Source organism: Fictibacillus aquaticus, from assembly GCF_002245695.1.
Taxonomy (GTDB): domain Bacteria; phylum Bacillota; class Bacilli; order Bacillales; family Fictibacillaceae; genus Fictibacillus; species Fictibacillus aquaticus.
The window spans coordinates 1,122,120-1,139,988 of sequence record NZ_NOII01000001.1; the positions used below are offsets into that span (position 1 = coordinate 1,122,120).

The following is a 17,869-nucleotide window of genomic DNA, read 5'->3' on the forward strand; positions in this document are numbered from 1 at the left end:
AAGTTTGTGTTTAATCATTTGGATTAACGATTGCCAGATGTACGTGATCTTCCCACTGTCCATTAATCTTTACGTTTTTCCTGTTATATCCTTCTCTTTCGAAACCTGCTTTTTCGAGTACACGGAGCGATCCCATGTTATGAGGCATCACTCCCGCTTCGAGCCGATGCAGTTTAAGCTCATTAAATCCATAGTCTATAATCAGTTTCAGCGCTTCTGTCATTAAGCCTTTTCCGTTATGCTTTTCATCTAAAGCATAGCCAGTAAACGCACTTTGAATGGAGCCGCGCATGACCGCAAACAGATTAATCGTGCCGATCAGCGAGCCGTCGTCATTCTTAAAAATGCCAAAGAAATAGTCCTCATCCTTTTCGGCGGATTCTCCATAAGAAGCTATCCTTTCCTTTGTTCCTTCAAGCGTATAAAACTCACTTTTCCGCTCCGCTGAAGTCTTTTCAAAGAATGCTTTATTTTCTAATTGTAGATGAAGCATAGCCTCCGCATCTTCAACCGTTAGAAAGCGAATATGGACCGTACCGCTTTTTAATTCCGATTTTTGTATACTCATGATGACGCCCCCTTTTATATCTATTTCAGTGTTCACAGGTTGAATTCCTGCTTGTCTTGTATTATCTTTCCAGTTCAATATATTCCCGCAGCAGCTTCCACTCGCTGTTTTCTTTTCTCCAAACAAACATGCATTGCGCAGCATATGGTGTCCCCTTAATGACATTCGTTTCTCTTCCAAAAACGATAACTTCTTCCCCGTTTTTCCGTTCTGTGATAGAAAGGATCTCAAAACTTTTCTCTGCGTCATCCATTTGTTTAAGAACCGCGTACAGGTCATAGTCATAACCATACGGATCGGGCCGTTCTATATCGGAATGCGCCCAATAACCAGTAAAGTCATCGGACATAAAGCTTTTGATTTTATCGCTATTTTTGCTGATGAATCCTTCGTTCCAACTCTTGAAGTAGTCTTCAAGCACTTCCTCTATCTGCTTCATTTAAAGTCCCGCCCTATTAAATTACTTATGGTAACATTATTACTTATTCTTTATCGCTTCTACTATCATTAGTGTGCAAACAAACATTGTTCCGCATAGAAAAATAATGGCCATTGTTAAAAACATTATCCCGTTGTATACAACACCAGCGTTAACTAACCCATCTGATCCGTTATCATATAAAGAAGCCATGACAAATTTAAAGATGATTCCAATCACTATTGTCCAAATTCCATATGCTATTTTTTTAAAACTTGCCATAAACCTTACCTTCCTTTCAAACTAAAATTCTATTTCGACAAAAATTTTCCATTTCCTGCTGTAACCACCCATTGAAACAACAAGCCGCCTGTTTAGGCGGCTTGCTACAAAGTTTTAATTTTTAAAAACCTGTGTTCTTTCACCATCAATAATTAGCATCCATGTTCCCTTTTCAGGGAGCTCTATTTTACCATCGTATTGATAAATAACTTGTGAGCTGTCATCATCTGTAAAAGTATCTGTGCGCTTAAACCGCTCCTCTTTTATTAGCTTTCCTTCTTTGTTCATTAATTGAACCATGATTTCTTTCTTTTTCTTCGTACTCTCAATAGATAGTTTAAAGTCTTTACCTGTTGCCATTTCTTTAGGCGAGGTATCTAATGTGTAGTGTTTTGTTTGAGGGAACGGCGGCAGCACATTGAACTGGAATTCTCCATGCAACTTATCATCCACAAAAAATGATAGCTTCCACTCTCCATCTGTTGGGAAAGGAGCAAACCGAGTGGGTGCATGTGCATCATCGTCTGAAATAGCACCACCTAACGTCCCTTCAGACAGAACTAACTCCTCTCCGTAACGATTCGTGCCTTTAATCTTAAATCCTTTCCCTGCTAATTTTTCTGGATCTCCCCAAAAATAGACCATTACTTTAGCTCCGCGCCGCTTATCTTTCGCAACAAAGTTCATCCCATCTAAAAATGCCACTTTATTCGGGACACCGATTACTTTTTGACCATTTTCCAGTTCAAACCGCTCTCCGTCTGGTGTATGAAACTCGATTTGTTTCTTGGTCTCTGTACCACTTGTTGAACTCCAATATTTCAGGTTCGGAAACTCTGAAGCAACGAGAATAAATATGACAATCATAATAGCTGCACTTGAAAGAATCGGCATGAATAATGGTGATCTCTCCTTCATACGACCAGAGTTTCTCTTGTCTCTTATTGCAGTCAGCACTCTCTGTTTTTGAACATCACTTAACGAATATTTAGAAAGGCTTTTAAGTTCATCCTGAATAGTTTGAGTATCTTTCATGAGTGAACCCCTCCTTTTCTAGCAGTACTTGCAGTTTCTTGAGTGAACGGTGAAACATCACATTTACCTTATTCGGAGAACAGTTTAAGATACTGCTTGTTTCTTTCGGTGAGAACTCCAATATACCTCGCAGGATAATCACCTCTTTAAACGGAGGCGCAAGCTTTAGAATCGCATCATACAGCTGAGAATTTGCTAAATTCTTCAGTGTTTGTTCTTCTATCTGATTAGAAGCTGGCTTTTCCGGCGCCAAAAAATGCTTAATTCTGTCCCAAACTTTATTCTTCCGGTACCGGTTAATTACAAGATTACGTGCAATTGAAATCAGCCATGTTTTCGGGTGCGACTTCCCTTTAAACATCGCCAGCTTTTTTATCGCCATCACGAATGTATCCTGAACCAAGTCTTACACTTCAGTCGTTCCTGTAAAGTAAGTAAGAAAACTTGTAATATCTTTTTCATAATCATAAAACCATTGCTCAATCGTCCCCTCATCCACAAGACCCCCTCCTTTACTCATTAGACGGTTAACTATCGTGATTATTACAGTCGAATAGAAAAAAATACAATATATAAATATATGAAAAAGAGCTGACTTTTCAGCTCTTATGTTTAGAACACTTTACACTATGACGCTTCCTTCTCATTAACCTGGTCAGGAACATCAATAAACTTAAAGTAAGGTAAGACAATTCCTATGATGGATGCAGTTGAAATTAATGCACCAATTAATATGAATAACGGCCTGATTCCCCATAATTCACTAACAACCCCACCAACCAATACACCAAGCGGCATGACCCCTCTAATAATTACTAAGCGCACGGAGAACACTTTTCCCATCAAATGTTGAGGAACGGTCTGCTGATTGATCGTTGTGTTATGTACATTAAAAAATGCCATAGCGATGCCGGCAACGATCTCTACTAAAATAGCAACGTAAAGACTGTCTGTGACTCCCAACGAGACATATGTCAATCCGCCTATCACAAGAGCTCCTAACATGATCATTCTTCTGCTCTTGTATTTGAATTTGCTCACTACGAGAGATCCGATAACATAGCCCAGCGGAAATCCCGCCATAAAAATTCCATAATCATCATAGTTTCCGTGTAAAACATCAATAATATAAGGGAGATTTATCACCATTGTTACTCCAACACCGAACTGAACAAAGCCTAAGAAGATGCCTAACCAGACAATTCGCCGTTCTTTAAAGAAATAGCTTATTCCTTCAGTAAATTGCTCTAACCATGTTGAGCGTATCTCTTTTACGATTCGCTGTTCGTTAATCCATAAAAGAATTGATCCGCTGATAGTTAACGAAACAACAATACACAATAACGTTAACTTTATTCCGATGTATTCAATAACAATCCCGCCTGAAACGGGTGCCAAAAACATCATAAGTCGAGAAGTACCATCTAGATAAGCATTTGCTGTACTTAATTGTTCCTTTGAAACAATAGTAGGGGTGATCGCCTGACTTGCCGGCACATAAAATGGTGCCAGTAATCCAATGACAATCTGGACAGCATAAACATGCCACGACTCTATGTTTCCACTCACTACTGTAAGAAGTAACAGTAAAAAAATCACAGCCCTTGTCCACTGAGAAAAAATCATGATCTTTTTTCTACTCCATTTATCAATAAATGGGCCGCTGACGAGCTGAAGAATAATGGATGGAAGAAAATAAAGCAGCCACATACTTCCTAATGCTATTTTCGAGCCTGTCATATCATAAATCAGAATGGAATTACAAAAAGTTCCGAACGCTCCCGCAAGTTCAGATATCGCCGTTCCCAACCACAATGAAACAAATCCGCGGTCAGTCAATACATTTTTCTTCATATGCCACCACATTTCGAAAACTTTCTATCTTTATCTATATTTAGAATAACCTACAACTTACTCTATGGTAAATTTTGATAAAATCAGCAGGTTTCTTGCCGTTTGTGTCGAAAAAATATAGTACTAAACTACTCTAGGAGGGTCATTATGGAAGATTTCCGAAGAGCCCTTGGCATAAAAATAATGAACGACCGCATGCAGTTTGTTGAGAGCATTCCGCCTATTGAGAATTTAGAAGCTGAATTTAGCGACTACACTAAAAAAGTTTCACCTTGGGTAGAGACGTTTTTAGGTTACCTTGGGGAAGGTCTCTTTGGTGATGATGGAACTGTAAAATTAAAGATGGAAAAATGGGCCGATGCATTTGGAAAACGTGCATCGAATTGCAATATTCCTCTTGATCATTGTTTACACTTTATCCTGAAGTCCAGAATGCTCATCTATCAGCTTATTGAAAATGAAACAGAATCCAAACCTGTACTGAATATCCAGCTGATTGAATGCTTTAAAGTAATCACTGCATTGACTGAGCTTGCAGCCAATACTGTCGTCTCTATCTACACCCAGACGATCCGCGATACCCAAAACGCTTTGCAGCTCACCAATAAATACCTCGACATATCTATAGCAGATCTGAACAACATGAAGAATGTGCTCTATGAAGCGACCATTTTTACACTGACAGATAAAAACGACCGCATCCTGCAAGTAAATGATCATTTCTGCCGCATCACGAAATATGACCGCAGCGAACTGATCGGACAGGATCACGGAAAGCTCGTGTTTTCAGGTGTTCACTCTGAAGAGTTTGTGCAAAACATAAAGCATGAGATTCAATGCGGACGTGTCTGGAAAGGCGAGATCTGCAACAAAGCGAAGGATGGCTCACTTTATTGGGTCGACACGACGATCATTCCGTTTTTGGATCAGGACGGGGAGACGTATCAGCACATTTCAATTCAATATGATGTGACCGAAAAAAAGAAAACAGAAGATATTCTGTTGAAATCTGAAAAAGTCTCTTTGATCGGTGAACTTGCGGCGGGCATCGCACATGAAATCCGCAATCCATTGACGTCAATCGGCGGGCTCGTCCAGCTGATCGATGAACTCAATCCTGAGAAGAACGCCTTTTTTAAGGAGATTATCCTGACCGAGATCAACCGGATCAACTTTATCGTGAGTGAGCTCATGGTGCTTGCCAAGCCACATGCCGTCTATTTCAGCTGGTTTAATATCATTGAAAGCACTCGTAACGTGATCGAGCTGCTTCAGCCGGAAGTGAATCTGAGAAACGTCGCGATTGTTTTTGAAACAGATGATGAAGTGATTGAAGTTTACGGCGAGAAGAACCAGCTCACTCAGGTGATGATCAATCTCTTGAAAAACGCGATCGAAGCACTGTCCTCTGGCGGGTATATCAAGCTTTCTGTCGCAAAAGACGGAAAGAACGTTTTGCTCACGATTCAGGACAACGGAATCGGCATGACTGATGAACAGGTCAAAAAGCTTGGGGAACCTTTTTTTACGACAAAGAGCAACGGCACAGGACTCGGACTGATGATTTGCTTTAAAATAATCCAAAATCATAAAGGCACCGTTCAGGTCGAAAGCGAGCAGGAAAAAGGTACAACCTTCACGATCACACTCCCAACACGTCCTCAGATTGCAGGACAGCCGGAAAGTTCAGAAGCGGGTTTGAGTATAACAAGCTAGGTGCTCATCATATGTTGAATGTGTTAAGAAAAATATAATCAAACCGGGGGAATTTTATTTGAAGAAATCATGGCTCTTTTCTCTGCTGTTAGTAAGTCTCGCACTCTTCGGCTGTCAGGATAAACAGAGTGGAACACTTGATAAGACGGAATTAGTAAAAGTGCAGCCTGAAGGTAATGTTTCTAAAGATGTGTTAAAAAGCATGCCAATCAGCTATGAAGCTTCTTCCGTTGAAGAAGGGCTTGATGCACTGCCATTTGACATCACCTTGCCAAAAGAATTTCCTTTTGATGCAAAGCCTTTGGCTATCTCTCACATCGATGACTTCAAACACGACGGCAAAAAATTAAGAGTCACGTTCACTACAACAGCAAAAGATGCCGAGAACGTTCTATTACAAATCACCGCGCACAATTTTAAGGTTGAGTATTCGGGGTCCGGTACTGAAGTAAAGCTTTCTGACGACGTAAAAGGCAGCTTAGATGGAGGAAACCTGACGTTTGAGAAAGACGGGGTTTATTATGAAGTCAGCTACACGAACGAGAATATCTCGGATGAGCAGCACAAGGAGCAAGTTATTGAGATAGCCAAACAAATGCTTTAATACAAATGAATAAAATTGGTCAAAAAAACCCAAGAATGCTGATATATCAGCGCTCTTGGGTTTTTGCTTGGACGAAATAAAATTAAAGAGTATTTTGTTTTTCTGTTTCAGGCTTTTTCCCAGGCGCAAACCATCCTAGCAGTGCAATACCTACTAAAACACCATAGAAAATCAGCGACCACACGGTGCTATGTGGAAAATGAGAATCTAACACACCAATATCCTCATGAGCAAGCGTAATGACGGCTAGCTTTACACCCACCCACGCTACAATTGCATAAGCTGTTGTTTCTAATGCCGGACGCTTGTCTAAAAGCTGTACAAACCACGTTGCAGCAAACTTAATAAGAATAAGTCCAGCAATGCCTCCGAGAACAACAACAATAAATTTCCCTCCGTCCATTCCGCCAAAATCTTCAAGCGGCGAATCTGGTAGTCCAAGTGCCAAAGCTACAGCGGCAAGGATTGAATCAATTGCAAAAGCGAGATCGGCTATTGCGATTTTTCCTACAGTTGGCCAAAAACCTTTTCCTGCTGATTCTTCTTCAACATCTTCACGATTATTTTTGTTCTCTTTTCCAAATTTGGCTTTGATAACGTGCTTTAATCCAAGGTAAAGGAGATATGCTGCTCCTACAGCCTGTATTTGCCAAACGTTCGCGATAAATGAAATAGCAAAAAGTGCTCCAAATCGGAAAACGAATGCCATGATGATGCCGTAGTTTATCGCTCTCTTTTTCTGATCATCCGGTAAATGCTTTGCAATTACCGCTAATACAAGAGCATTATCCGCTGATAATAACCCTTCTAAGCCGATCAGTATCAGTAAAGCCCAAGCATATTCTAACCAAATTGACTCCATTTACTCCCCTGCTTCCATTTAAATATGTACTATTGTATCTAACTATAGAATGACCATTTTCGCAAGAATGTAACCTTGAATAAAATTATACCTTTTGATTGCCTTTAATAAACGTTAAATAGACTAACTTGTTTCTACAAGGTGAGTAATACTTCTAATCGACTAATAGGCGGCATAAAAAACAAGCAGTCCTTGTGATGGCTGCTTGTTTCTTTAAAACATATTTTAAAATTGTGAAGTGCCACTAGCATTATTTACTCCATACCTCTTCAAACTTAGTCCCCTTTGGTTTAAAAAGTTACCCTCTTCCTTGAAAAACGGGTCTACTTATTAAAGAGGTTATGAGCTTTGCTTTTTTAAACAACACGTGGTGTGTAAGCAACGCGATAAGCATACCGTTTAAAATCCCCGCTGCAACATCTAATGGATAGTGAACCCCTACCCAAATCCGTGAGAAAGCAACAGCTAGCGCAAGAGCGAGCCATATGTTTTTAAATCTAAGTGATGAAAGCCAGACGGTTGCGGCAATAACAATTGCCGATGTGGCGTGGTCACTTGGAAAAGAGGAGTTCGCAGAATGGTCCACAAGCTGGAAGATTTCTTGCGTGATAAAGGGGCGATCTCGGAAGAAAAACAGCTCAATTATGCGGTTAATTGAATACGCAAGAGTAAACGCCAACATAGCTTGAAAGGCTATAACTCGGAAATGACTTTTATTAAGCAGCCATAAAAAAAGAATCAAAAGAACAAACGCATATTGGACATACTCGGCAAAGAAAATCATTAATTGATCGATCCATGGGTACTGCTGAACTTGTTTATTAATGAACAAAAGCCATTTATTATCTAAATCGAATAACATCCTAATATCTCCTTATCATTTATTTCACTTAGATAGTAGCATTTAATTACATTTTATTCCATCGATTCTTTTATTTCTTACTCAAAACACTTACCTTTAATTAACAATAACTGTATAAATACAACAAAGGGCGATACCAAATCCGGCACCGCCCTCAACTTTTACTTCTTAAACGTAATCTTCTTTTCTTCCTTATTCAGCATCAACGCTGCACTAAATGATTGGCCATCCGCTTTTTTGAACCCTTTAAGCAAGGTAGTCTCGCCTTTTTCCAGCAGCCGTTTAACTTGTGCGTCAGTCAGGGTTTTCCTTGCAATCTTTTTCGAAATTGTAAACTTACAGCCTTCTTTATAGCCTGTACACCCGTAGAACTGGCTTTTCTTGCTATAAAACATCTCCTTACCGCAGAACGGACAGTTCCCGACAGGTTCGTAGCTTTTCTTGGCCGACGAGGAGGCTGCTGACGGAGAAACGACCCATTCCTTTGACCCTTCAACGGCTTCGGCGATCACTTTTTCGGTCATCGATTTTGTCAGGTCCATGAAGGCTTTCGCATCGGCTTTTCCTTTTCCGATCTCCGCGAGTCTCTGTTCCCAAACGGCGGTTGTTTCAGGCGAAGTGAGAATCGAGTCTTTGCCGATTGCCGCGATCAGTGTTTTTGCTTTTTCCGTCGCGAACACCTGATTTTTCTGTGTTTTAATGTAATGAAGAGCTTCAATCTTCTTGATGATGCCGCTTCGGGTCGCCTCGGTTCCAAGACCTTTCGCTTCATTCAGCACCTTGCTCAGCTCTTCGTTCTCAATTGTCTTACCGGCGGTCTTCATGAGCGTGATCAGATTCCCGAGTGTATACCGTTTCGGAGGCTGTGTTTTGCCGTCCTTCACCTTCGCATTTTTCACGACACCTTGATCGTCGCTCTCCACTTTCGGCAGCAGCACCTTATCCTCATCGTTTTTGTCATTCTTTTCAAAAAGAACCTTACGCCAGCCTTCTTGAATGAGGACGTTGCCCTTACTGACAAAATTGTGGTTGTTAACTGTTGTGTGAATGGTCGTCGTATCAAAAATCGCTTTATCATAATGCGCAGCGATAACGCTTCTGACAATGAGATCATAAATGTTCCGTTCTTCACCACTCAGCTTGGCCGGATTCACCACGTTCTCCGTCGGGATAATGGCATAATGGTCGCTTACCTTTGATGCATCGACGAACCTCTTGTTTCCGGAAATCGACCGCTTTGGAGCTGGAAGAATGTTTTGATAAGATTCAAACGAACTTAATTTATTTAAAATCTCTGGAATTCCGCGCGCCTCTTCTTCTGTTATGTATGAGCTGTCAGAACGCGGATAGCTGACGATCTTTTTTAAATACAACCCGCTCGTGATGTTCAGTGTCTTCTCCGGTGAGTATTTATAAATTTGGTTCGCCTTTGCCTGCAATGCCGACAAGTTGAACAGCAGCGGCGGCTGGTACTCTTTCCGGTCTGTCTTGATGGAAGCGACCTCGCACTGCTGGCCCTTAATCTCTTTCAGTATTTCTTCCGCCTCTTCTTTCTTGTCGAACCTCGACTTCTCGCCTTTTTGCCATTTGCCTGAATAAACTTTCCCGTCTATATCAAAGTCAGCAAGTATCTCATGAAAAATTTCCGGTTTAAAGTTTTCAATCTCGTGTTCTCTCTGTACGATCATCGCGATCGTCGGCGTCATTACCCGTCCTGTGGCAAAAACTTCGCGGACACCTCTTTTTTTCATAAGCAGTGTAAACGCTCTGGTTGTGTTAAGCCCGACAAGCCAGTCAGCACACGCCCTCGAGTAAGATTCCATGAATACCGGAATCGTTTCGCTGCCATCTTTTAAATTTCGAAAGCCTTCTAAAACGGCGTTATGTGTTAAGGAAGAAATCCAGAGACGCTTGATTGGCTTTTTGCATTTTATAGTGATAAGCAGCGACCGGTATATCAACTCACCTTCACGCCCAGCATCCGTAGCGCCAATGATTTCGGTAACTTTGCTGTCGAAAGCGAGCTTCTTGATAATGTTAAATTGCGCATATTTAGAAGATGAAACTTTGAATCTGAACCTGTCGGGGATCATCGGCAAGTCTTGCAGTTTCCATTTCTCCCATTCCGGTTTATAGTCTCCTGGCTTCACTAACTCCAATAAATGCCCGACACAGAACGTTAAATACGCGCCTTTCGGGAAAAATTCATTTGGCGGAATCTCAAAATATCCTTTATGCTTTTTCACATTTTTAAAGGGAGCCACAAGTGCCTGCGCCTGAGATAGTTTTTCGGCAATGATTAATTTCATTGTGTTTTCCCCTTTCTTTCGTGTTCCGATATTATCAGTTTTACATACTCCTTCTCTTTTAAAAAGTATTTATGAAAATATGTGTATAATTTTCATATTTAGTCACACACTACTCGTAAGCAACAAAAAATACATCTCTAAAAGGAGAATGAACAATGGCGAAAAATCAACAACCTATGGCAGGATCTTGGGCAGCACTTGATGCAATGAAGCACGAAATCGCAAGCGAGTACGGTGTACACCTCGGACCTGACACAACAGCTCGTCAAAACGGTTCAGTTGGCGGAGAAATCACAAAGCGTCTAGTTGCTCAAGCTCTTTCTGGATACAGAGGATAATAATTTCACGAGAAAAACGCTCAGGAACTCGATTCCTGAGCGTTTTTTTTGTGCGTGTTTGCCATTTGCGGGTTTAAATTGAAAATTACGGGTCTAAGTAGCAGATTTGCAGGTCTATTCCAGGATTTACGGGTCTAAATCCAAATTTACGGGTCTACCGCAATTTCGGCTCCGCCCCCGCTACCTCAGACACCATCACCCGGCGCCCTTCATCATGAGACAAAGCCGCCGCCTCATTAATCAGTGTAAGATTAATTATATCTTCTTTCGTAATCACCGGCTTAACACCCTTCTCCACCACCGCAACCCACTGCTCCATCGCTGATGGCAAAGGATTCGGATATTCCGGCGACACCCAATCTTCACTCTGTAAATGTTTGCTCTTTATCCTGGCCACACGGTCTTCAATCAGCAGCGTGCCTTCTGTTCCGTAGATTTCAAGCTGCTGCGGACTGCCATACGATAGAAAGCCTGTTTCGATAAACCCGATCGCACCAGATTCATACTCCACCATCACGACCGCGTTATCGTCCACAACATGATTTTGCAGAGTGCTCAAGCTCGCACTAACACTTTTTACTTTTCCGCCTAATCTATTCGTTAAGTAGATAGGATGCGCACCTAAGTCGATCAATGCACCGCCTCCGCATGCTTCTTGATCAAAAAAATGTTCAGGGAGCCACCCTTTGCCTGTTTCTTCCAATGGTACAGCTCCATTGTGTGCAACACGGCATCGAATGTTTGTCACCGTTCCGAGCAACCCTCGATCTACCACATCCTGCGCATAAAGGTAAAAGCTCTCTGTCAGTCTTGGCAATGACAGCATGAGATGCACACTGTTTTTTTCAACCGCAGCGAAAATCTCCTCACAATCAGCTGCAGTTAGCGCCAGTACTTTTTCCGAAAAAATGTGCTTTCCATGAGTGGCCGCAGCGATAATTACATCCTTATGCATATTGGTAGGGGTCGTGACAATTACGCCATCGATGTCTGGATTAGATAACACATTTTCTATGTTTTCTTCAAAAGGCACACCTAATTCCTGCGCCCACTTCCTCCCCCGCAAAGCCTCTTCATCCCAAATCTGTTGAATCGTGATTGAGTCGTTGTCTAACGCTTCACGCGCATAATCCACCGCGTGGACGTGCCACTTGCTTAACAGTGCGACGTTCATGTTTAATTCCTCCTTTAGTTAGTCGATTGAAGAGAGTCTAATTAATTTGAACGATTGAACAAAGCTTTTATTTGATCTACAGGCAATTTATAACCTATTAAAATAATACAATCGCTCACATTATTTTGATAGGGCTGAAGAGAAAGAGAACCTGAAGCGTATTGAAAGTGATACCTTTCATTATCAATCGTGATGATTCCCTTGGCTCGTATTAAACTATCAGAAACCTGGGACAATTTTCTTTCCAGTTCTTTACCGTTCAATAGCTCAGGATCGGTTATTTTCACTGCTTGAAATGTATGATTAACTGTATGATGTTCGCTTGTATACTGCTTCGTTTGAACAAATTCCATCCTTTGTTTTAACAACAGATCAATATCAGCTGCACCAAATTGAGTATCTATCATTTCTATTCGTCCTTCAGTTTGCTTCTTTAGTTTTTTAAGAATTTTTTCTTTTTTGGGGGCTGATATTCCGTCTGTTTTATTCAGCAAGATCAGTGTGCTGTTTTCAATTTGACCAGAAAGCATCTTCCTGATCTCCTTTGAACTAGAAAACATACTGTTGTATTCCAAGTACCTGCTGGCGTCAACTACACTAATAACCGAGCATACTTCAAAATAGTCGAAGAGTTCCGGTGAAGCTACCGCATCAACAATCTCTCCAGGATCGGCTACTCCTGTACCTTCAATGAAAAGAAGATCGACCTTATTCTCCGATTTTAGAAAATAACCAAGTTCTTTCTTAAAATCTTCCTTGACCGTGCAGCAAACACACCCGTCTAGTACTTCAACTAATTTTTCGTTCTCGAATAGATGGGTTTCAACATTAACCGAGCCCAGCTCATTTAATAAAATACCTGGACGTAACCCTCTCTTTTTACAGTTTTTTAAAATATGTAATAAAGCGGTTGTTTTCCCGCTGCCGAGAAAGCCTGTTAAAACATATACTGGTAATTTTTCATTTAACATAAGTACTCCCTGCCTTTTTTAATAAAAAATAACTTGCGCAACTTAAATCGTAATGGTTATGATTTAGATTGTACCACAATATATTTACGTTTTAAGGAGGTACTTTTTTGAAGGTATTATTAACTAACCGGTCATTTAGAAAAGAAATGGTTGGAGTATTATTGTTAACTATTTTTCTTATTGGTTTTTTAAATATGGACAAACTCAAGTCGGATCCACTCTTTGAAAAGCTTCCTGGAGCATTTATTCATGTGAACACTGTGTTCCTTAGTATATTAATTGAAGCTGTGCCCTTTATTTTACTTGGTGTTTTCGTATCCGCTCTCATTCAAACGTTTGTTTCTGAAAAGATGATTCAAAGATTAATTCCAAGAAATCCAATCGCCGGTGTCATTGCCGCCTCCTTTTCTGGATTAATCTTTCCGATATGTGAATGTGCCATCATTCCTGTCGTTCGACGTCTTATCAAAAAAGGGATGCCCTTACATATCGGTGTTGTTATGTTAGCAGCTATTCCAATATTGAATCCCGTCGTTTTCCTGTCAACGTTTTATGCTTTCCGTACAAACATGCAAATCGTTTATGCTCGTATGGGTCTTGCATTTGCCGCCGCTTGCTTAATTGGAATTTTGGTCTATATCATCTTCCGGCGCAGTGAGCAGCTTAAATGGACAAAAGAAGAATTGATTGGACAAGTATTAGTACAGCCTGCACAAAAAAAATTAAGCCGCTGGAAACAAACCTTTTTCCACGCAGCAGATGAATTTTTTGATACAGGAAAATATTTAATCCTCGGAGCTTTTATCGCAAGTTTATTCCAGGTTTTGATGAACAGGAAAGATCTGCTTTCAATCGCAACGGATGATTTAACTTCAATTAGTATCATGATGGGACTTGGCTATTTACTTTCTATCTGCTCCGAGGCTGATGCGTTTATCGCTGCGTCATTTGGCAGCACGTTTACAGCAGGCTCAATCGTTGCTTTTCTCGTTTATGGCCCGATGCTTGATGTCAAAAACACACTGATGCTGCTGGCTTACTTCAAAACCAAATTTGTAGTATTTTACATGGCCATAGCTACGATTCTAGTGTTATTTGGTGCGTTGCTGCTTAACCAAACTGTCCTGCACTAAGAGGAAAGGATGATCAAGTTGAAGGAAGAACAAGACTGGGGATTTCATACGTATATCAGAGGTATTATTCTAATAGGATTCATGCTGTTGCTGATTGGCCTTATCGCTAATGGCAAATTGGGTCTCTTTATCGCACCGAAAATGAAACCTTTTGCTTATTTCGCTGTCGTGGTTTTTGGTGTGCTTGGTGTTACTCAGTTTTTTAGAAGCACCCAAAAAGGCCAAGAAGAAGAATTGGCCTGCGACTGCGGTGTTGACCATCGTCCTAAAGGATCTTCAATGAAGCATTTCTTTGTGTACCTGTTATTCGTCATACCTATTCTGACGGGATTCATTTCACCTGAAAAATCAATGGATAGTTCAATCGCTGATAAACGAGGGGTAAAGTACGGTTCTGGACTATACACGAAACCAACAACGGAAACGGCAGACGGGAAAACCGTTCCAACTCCAAAAGTAGATGTTGATGAATATTTAAAAGACCCTGAAGCGTACATTGAAAAAATAGAAGAAAATATTCAGGAAGAAAATCCAATACAATATGTTGATGTTAACGACTACTATAAAGAGTTTGCTTCTAAATTAGACAACAAAGATCAAATCAACGTGACATCTGAAAATTACTTGGACGTGATGAGTGTTGTTGACATCTATCTGGACCGCTTTTTAGGGAAAGAGATGACAACACTCGGCTTCGTCTACCGTGAGGAAAATATGCCTGAAGACCAAGCGGTGATCGCCCGTTTCGCTATGAACTGCTGTTCTGCTGATTCAGCTGTTTACGGGACAATCGTTACCGGACCAGACGTAAAAACCTGGAAGAAAGATACGTGGTACGAAATATCCGGAACGATAGATAAAACAACTTTCAACAGACAAAAGCTCCCGCTGATTATTGTAAACAAATATAAAAAAGTAAAAGAACCAAAAGATCCTTATGTTTATCCGAGCAGCGAAAGTTTAGGGATAAATTAATCCAAACTCATCACAAAAAACCCCCATATTGGGGGTTTTTTATGATGCCTTTTCAGTTTCAACTGCCTTTAAATGCTGATTCCTATGCTTTTTTTTGTACATGATTCTAGAAATCGAGATGGACACTTCATACAAGAGCAGCAACGGAATCGTAACGAGAAAATCGGAAACAAAATCGGGTGGTGTAATCGTAATCGAAACAAGGATCAATCCAAAGTATGCGATTTTCCTGGACTTTTTCAGCATTTCCGGATTAATGATACCAATAGAAGTTAAAAACATAACGATTAATGGTATTTCAAATAAGAAACCAAACGGAAGAGTTAGGTTCAAGACGAAGGAAAAGTATTTTTCAGAGGTGAAGAACACTTCAAAATGGCCTTCTGACAGCTTCATCAAGAATTGCAGCACCATCGGATAGACGATAAAATATCCGAATGACAGCCCGCTAAGAAATAAAAGAAATAGTGCTGGGATATAAGAAAGTGTGATGCGCTGCTCTCTTTTTCCAAGAGCAGGCTTCACAAACATCCATGTTTGATGAGCGGCAACCGGAATGGTAAACGCTAATGCAGCGACGCCGCTAATGACAAAATAAATCCACAAAATATCACTTGGACCAAGTATTGCCAGCTTATGATCTAAATCTCTTACCAGCCAATTATAAATTTCCTCGACATAATAGAACCCGGCGCAGAAAAATAGAAGAAACGCGCCGAGAGTAATTAAGATACGTTTTCTCAGTTCTCCTAAATGTTCAACAAACAGCATTTCTTGATTCTTCATAGGGTTCCCCTCCCCTTGTAAAATGGGTGCAGGACATTTCCCTGCACCCTGCATTACTTATTTTGTTGAAGATGTTTTTTCTTCTTTTTCATCTGATGACATTAAGTCTTTTGCTGAATTCTTAAATTCTCTTAATGTGCTTCCAAATGCCCGTCCGATTTCAGGAAGTTTGGACGGCCCAAATATAATAAGGGCGATAACAAGAATCAGAATTAATCCTGGTACTCCAATATTTTGAAACATAGTGTACCTCCTTAAAATTTAAATCCGCGAATGGCTACTACAGAAGGCCGTGGCATGTTGCCGCCTCTGATTTGCGGCCATGTACTTGTAGGATTTGCTTTATCTGTTGTTTCTTCACCAGGATGCTGGACGGAAAGGAACAGCGTTTTTTCATCTGGTGTAAAACAAGGCCCTGTAAGCTCTGCCTGCACAGGTGCTGATGCAAATTGGTACGCGATCCCTTTGTCTGGACCGATTGTAGGAATCATGAACATTCCATTATTCTTAAAGCTTTTCCATACTGCCGTATTTAGTTTGTCTGAAGAAATATCAGTAACTGTCCATAGATTTGCATTGCTATCAAAGGTCAGGTTATCGGGTGCACTGAATCCGCTTTGGCGTCCGCCTGCTGCGAAAATTTCAAAATCAAACTCTTCTGAACCTAAATCTCCATCCTTTTCAAAGAATCGAGTGATGTGGCCATGCATGTTGCCATGCTTATCATTGTTTGTATGAGCCACAAAGATCGTTTGGTCAAATGGCGAAATTTCCACATCTTCAGGTCTGTCAGTCGGTGTACCGCCTAAAAGGATGGCTGCATCGTGACAGTTCACCACAACATCTCCCTGTGTTTTAAACTTCTCAAGCAGATCCGCTTTCCCGCTCGCAGCCTCACGTACCGCTTCAATCGTTAATGCCGTCCATTTTCCTTTCTTAAGATCGGCAACATAAAGAGTTCCTTCTTCTAATAGTGCTGAATTTTTCTTCCCAGCGGCTTTATTGTATTTTCCTTTGCTTATAAATTTGTAGACGCAGGCATCCTTCTTATCATCGCCCATATATACGACTGCACGGCCGTCTTTAGCGATTCCCATAGATGCATTTTCGTGATTAAAACGGCCTAGCGCTGTGTGTTTACGAACTTTAAAGGCAGGATCGAACGGATCGACCTCAATGACCCATCCGTAATGAGCAGGCTCTAGCCCTGCTTCTTCTGAAGTCGATTCAAAGTTCTCTTCACACGACAAAACCGTGTTCCATAGAGTACGTCCACCTGAACAGTTCGCAAATGTTCCCTGAACTTCCGTTGCACCCTTCACAGCCGTTGACCCTTTAGCAGGTCCAGTCAACGCGAAAGGCGTTAGTCCCGTGACACGGCGAGCGAATTTTGAAGTGCGGTCAAGTTTCCATCTTCCGTCCTTATCTTGATACACTTCGATGATTGATCCACCCTGGTTATATAGATGTTTCTCGATTTGTGCAGGTGTATATTTATCGTTAACCTTCTCTCCCTCTACATATAGGGGGTTTGTATATTCATGATTGACCCAAAGCAAACCTCGGTCTTCATCCTCTTTCATTGGAAAGAACAGTGTATAGTCGTTGTTATAGCCGAATGTATCTTTTGATGGATTTATGATATCGCCATAGGATGCTACTACATCGTACGTATAGCCTCTTGGCAACACGAGTTCATCCTTGCTTGATGGTTCAATTGGCTGAAACTTAAAGCCTGTTTTTCTTGGCTTCATACGCATTAAGCTATTTGACTGTGCGTTAACCGTTTCACTTAAGACCCCTAACCCCGAAGTTGCTGCAGCCAAAGCAGTTGCTCCTGTTCCAAGGTATGTTAAAAAAGTACGTCTATTCAGTGGTTTGTTTTCCATGTGCTACCTCCAACATGAGTATTTAAGCTCTGTTTCAAGGTAACTATATCGTTAGATTGTTAATCCCATATGTTTAAAATACAAACCTTATGT

General features: G+C 40.9%; 19 protein-coding genes. 5 read left to right on the forward strand and 14 right to left on the reverse strand.

The genetic code is table 11. From position 1 onward, the window contains the following. Positions 1-10: 10 nt before the first annotated feature. The 6 genes from CGZ90_RS05850 to CGZ90_RS05875 all read right to left on the reverse strand — a co-directional run bounded on the left by CGZ90_RS05850 (position 11) and on the right by CGZ90_RS05875 (position 4,157). Positions 11-568 carry a GNAT family N-acetyltransferase gene (locus CGZ90_RS05850; RefSeq protein ID WP_094251371.1) on the reverse strand — a complete coding sequence of 186 codons (558 nt, stop codon included), beginning with the start codon at positions 566-568 and terminating at the stop codon, positions 11-13. Between the two features lie 61 nt (positions 569-629). After that, positions 630-1,007: a DUF4440 domain-containing protein gene (locus CGZ90_RS05855; RefSeq protein WP_094251372.1), complete on the reverse strand. Its 378-nt coding sequence runs from the start codon at positions 1,005-1,007 to the stop codon at positions 630-632. 39 nt (positions 1,008-1,046) lie between these two features. Then, positions 1,047-1,268: a hypothetical protein gene (locus CGZ90_RS05860; protein WP_094251373.1), complete on the reverse strand. Its 222-nt coding sequence runs from the start codon at positions 1,266-1,268 to the stop codon at positions 1,047-1,049. Between the two features lie 114 nt (positions 1,269-1,382). Next, positions 1,383-2,303, reverse strand: coding sequence for a hypothetical protein (locus CGZ90_RS05865; protein WP_094251374.1), 921 nt, complete (start codon positions 2,301-2,303; stop codon positions 1,383-1,385). Beyond that, positions 2,275-2,706 (reverse strand): RNA polymerase sigma factor, encoded by a 432-nt coding sequence (locus tag CGZ90_RS05870; protein ID WP_276206761.1) that lies wholly within the window; start codon positions 2,704-2,706, stop codon positions 2,275-2,277. The genes CGZ90_RS05865 and CGZ90_RS05870 overlap by 29 nt, the downstream gene beginning before the upstream one ends. 224 nt (positions 2,707-2,930) lie before the next feature. Next, on the reverse strand, positions 2,931-4,157 hold the full coding sequence (locus CGZ90_RS05875) for an MFS transporter (RefSeq protein WP_094251375.1): 1,227 nt from the start codon (positions 4,155-4,157) through the stop codon (positions 2,931-2,933). Between the two features lie 147 nt (positions 4,158-4,304). On the opposite strand from CGZ90_RS05875, the gene CGZ90_RS05880 reads away from it, so the two are divergent. Together CGZ90_RS05880 and CGZ90_RS05885 are read left to right on the forward strand one after the other, a co-directional pair. Beyond that, entirely contained in the window at positions 4,305-5,873 is a 1,569-nt protein-coding gene (locus tag CGZ90_RS05880; RefSeq protein ID WP_094251376.1) for an ATP-binding protein, read from the forward strand. 58 nt (positions 5,874-5,931) lie between these two features. Further along, the gene (locus CGZ90_RS05885) at positions 5,932-6,477 is read left to right on the forward strand and encodes a hypothetical protein (protein ID WP_094251377.1); all 546 of its coding nucleotides are present in this window, start codon (positions 5,932-5,934) and stop codon (positions 6,475-6,477) included. An 82-nt stretch (positions 6,478-6,559) separates the two neighbouring features. Here CGZ90_RS05885 and CGZ90_RS05890 read toward each other — a convergent pair whose 3' ends face one another. From CGZ90_RS05890 to CGZ90_RS05900, 3 genes are all read right to left on the reverse strand, one after another. Beyond that, on the reverse strand, positions 6,560-7,339 hold the full coding sequence (locus CGZ90_RS05890; RefSeq protein ID WP_094251378.1) for a TerC family protein: 780 nt from the start codon (positions 7,337-7,339) through the stop codon (positions 6,560-6,562). A 298-nt stretch (positions 7,340-7,637) separates the two neighbouring features. Then, on the reverse strand, positions 7,638-8,201 hold the full coding sequence (locus tag CGZ90_RS05895) for a phosphatase PAP2 family protein (protein ID WP_094251379.1): 564 nt from the start codon (positions 8,199-8,201) through the stop codon (positions 7,638-7,640). Positions 8,202-8,362: 161 nt separating this feature from the next. Beyond that, positions 8,363-10,510: a type IA DNA topoisomerase gene (locus tag CGZ90_RS05900; protein ID WP_094251380.1), complete on the reverse strand. Its 2,148-nt coding sequence runs from the start codon at positions 10,508-10,510 to the stop codon at positions 8,363-8,365. 155 nt (positions 10,511-10,665) lie between these two features. Between CGZ90_RS05900 and CGZ90_RS05905 the strand changes: the two genes are divergently transcribed. Then, complete coding sequence (locus CGZ90_RS05905) at positions 10,666-10,848, forward strand: alpha/beta-type small acid-soluble spore protein (protein ID WP_094251381.1); 183 nt, start codon at positions 10,666-10,668, stop codon at positions 10,846-10,848. A gap of 154 nt (positions 10,849-11,002) precedes the next feature. Here CGZ90_RS05905 and CGZ90_RS05910 read toward each other — a convergent pair whose 3' ends face one another. Both CGZ90_RS05910 and CGZ90_RS05915 read right to left on the reverse strand, forming a co-directional pair. After that, complete coding sequence (locus CGZ90_RS05910) at positions 11,003-12,022, reverse strand: Gfo/Idh/MocA family protein (RefSeq protein ID WP_094251382.1); 1,020 nt, start codon at positions 12,020-12,022, stop codon at positions 11,003-11,005. 41 nt (positions 12,023-12,063) lie between these two features. Beyond that, entirely contained in the window at positions 12,064-12,993 is a 930-nt protein-coding gene (locus tag CGZ90_RS05915; protein WP_094251383.1) for a CobW family GTP-binding protein, read from the reverse strand. A 107-nt stretch (positions 12,994-13,100) separates the two neighbouring features. Between CGZ90_RS05915 and CGZ90_RS05920 the strand changes: the two genes are divergently transcribed. Beyond that, a complete protein-coding gene (locus CGZ90_RS05920; protein ID WP_240515355.1) occupies positions 13,101-14,126 on the forward strand; it encodes a permease in 1,026 nt (341 codons plus the stop codon). 9 nt (positions 14,127-14,135) lie between these two features. Continuing rightward, positions 14,136-15,101 carry a TIGR03943 family putative permease subunit gene (locus CGZ90_RS05925; RefSeq protein WP_094251384.1) on the forward strand — a complete coding sequence of 322 codons (966 nt, stop codon included), beginning with the start codon at positions 14,136-14,138 and terminating at the stop codon, positions 15,099-15,101. A gap of 39 nt (positions 15,102-15,140) precedes the next feature. Here the strand turns inward: CGZ90_RS05925 and tatC are convergent, their stop codons facing one another. The 3 genes from tatC to CGZ90_RS05940 are packed head-to-tail and all read right to left on the reverse strand — an operon-like array spanning position 15,141 to position 17,776. Next, positions 15,141-15,887, reverse strand: coding sequence for a twin-arginine translocase subunit TatC (gene tatC / locus CGZ90_RS05930; RefSeq protein WP_094251385.1), 747 nt, complete (start codon positions 15,885-15,887; stop codon positions 15,141-15,143). A 57-nt stretch (positions 15,888-15,944) separates the two neighbouring features. Beyond that, positions 15,945-16,130 (reverse strand): twin-arginine translocase TatA/TatE family subunit, encoded by a 186-nt coding sequence (locus tag CGZ90_RS05935; RefSeq protein ID WP_094251386.1) that lies wholly within the window; start codon positions 16,128-16,130, stop codon positions 15,945-15,947. An 11-nt stretch (positions 16,131-16,141) separates the two neighbouring features. Further along, positions 16,142-17,776 (reverse strand): PhoX family protein, encoded by a 1,635-nt coding sequence (locus CGZ90_RS05940; protein WP_094251387.1) that lies wholly within the window; start codon positions 17,774-17,776, stop codon positions 16,142-16,144. Between the last annotated feature and the right edge of the window lie 93 nt (positions 17,777-17,869).

Coding starts and splice junctions, on each gene's coding strand:
- CGZ90_RS05850 (WP_094251371.1), bottom strand. CDS start 568: ATGAGTATACAAAAATCGGAATTAAAAAGCGGTACGGTCCATATTCGC.
- CGZ90_RS05855 (WP_094251372.1), bottom strand. CDS start 1,007: ATGAAGCAGATAGAGGAAGTGCTTGAAGACTACTTCAAGAGTTGGAAC.
- CGZ90_RS05860 (WP_094251373.1), bottom strand. CDS start 1,268: ATGGCAAGTTTTAAAAAAATAGCATATGGAATTTGGACAATAGTGATT.
- CGZ90_RS05865 (WP_094251374.1), bottom strand. CDS start 2,303: ATGAAAGATACTCAAACTATTCAGGATGAACTTAAAAGCCTTTCTAAA.
- CGZ90_RS05875 (WP_094251375.1), bottom strand. CDS start 4,157: ATGAAGAAAAATGTATTGACTGACCGCGGATTTGTTTCATTGTGGTTG.
- CGZ90_RS05880 (WP_094251376.1), top strand. CDS start 4,305: ATGGAAGATTTCCGAAGAGCCCTTGGCATAAAAATAATGAACGACCGC.
- CGZ90_RS05890 (WP_094251378.1), bottom strand. CDS start 7,339: ATGGAGTCAATTTGGTTAGAATATGCTTGGGCTTTACTGATACTGATC.
- CGZ90_RS05895 (WP_094251379.1), bottom strand. CDS start 8,201: ATGTTATTCGATTTAGATAATAAATGGCTTTTGTTCATTAATAAACAA.
- CGZ90_RS05900 (WP_094251380.1), bottom strand. CDS start 10,510: ATGAAATTAATCATTGCCGAAAAACTATCTCAGGCGCAGGCACTTGTG.
- CGZ90_RS05905 (WP_094251381.1), top strand. CDS start 10,666: ATGGCGAAAAATCAACAACCTATGGCAGGATCTTGGGCAGCACTTGAT.
- CGZ90_RS05910 (WP_094251382.1), bottom strand. CDS start 12,022: ATGAACGTCGCACTGTTAAGCAAGTGGCACGTCCACGCGGTGGATTAT.
- CGZ90_RS05915 (WP_094251383.1), bottom strand. CDS start 12,993: ATGTTAAATGAAAAATTACCAGTATATGTTTTAACAGGCTTTCTCGGC.
- CGZ90_RS05925 (WP_094251384.1), top strand. CDS start 14,136: ATGATCAAGTTGAAGGAAGAACAAGACTGGGGATTTCATACGTATATC.
- tatC (WP_094251385.1), bottom strand. CDS start 15,887: ATGAAGAATCAAGAAATGCTGTTTGTTGAACATTTAGGAGAACTGAGA.
- CGZ90_RS05935 (WP_094251386.1), bottom strand. CDS start 16,130: ATGTTTCAAAATATTGGAGTACCAGGATTAATTCTGATTCTTGTTATC.
- CGZ90_RS05940 (WP_094251387.1), bottom strand. CDS start 17,776: ATGGAAAACAAACCACTGAATAGACGTACTTTTTTAACATACCTTGGA.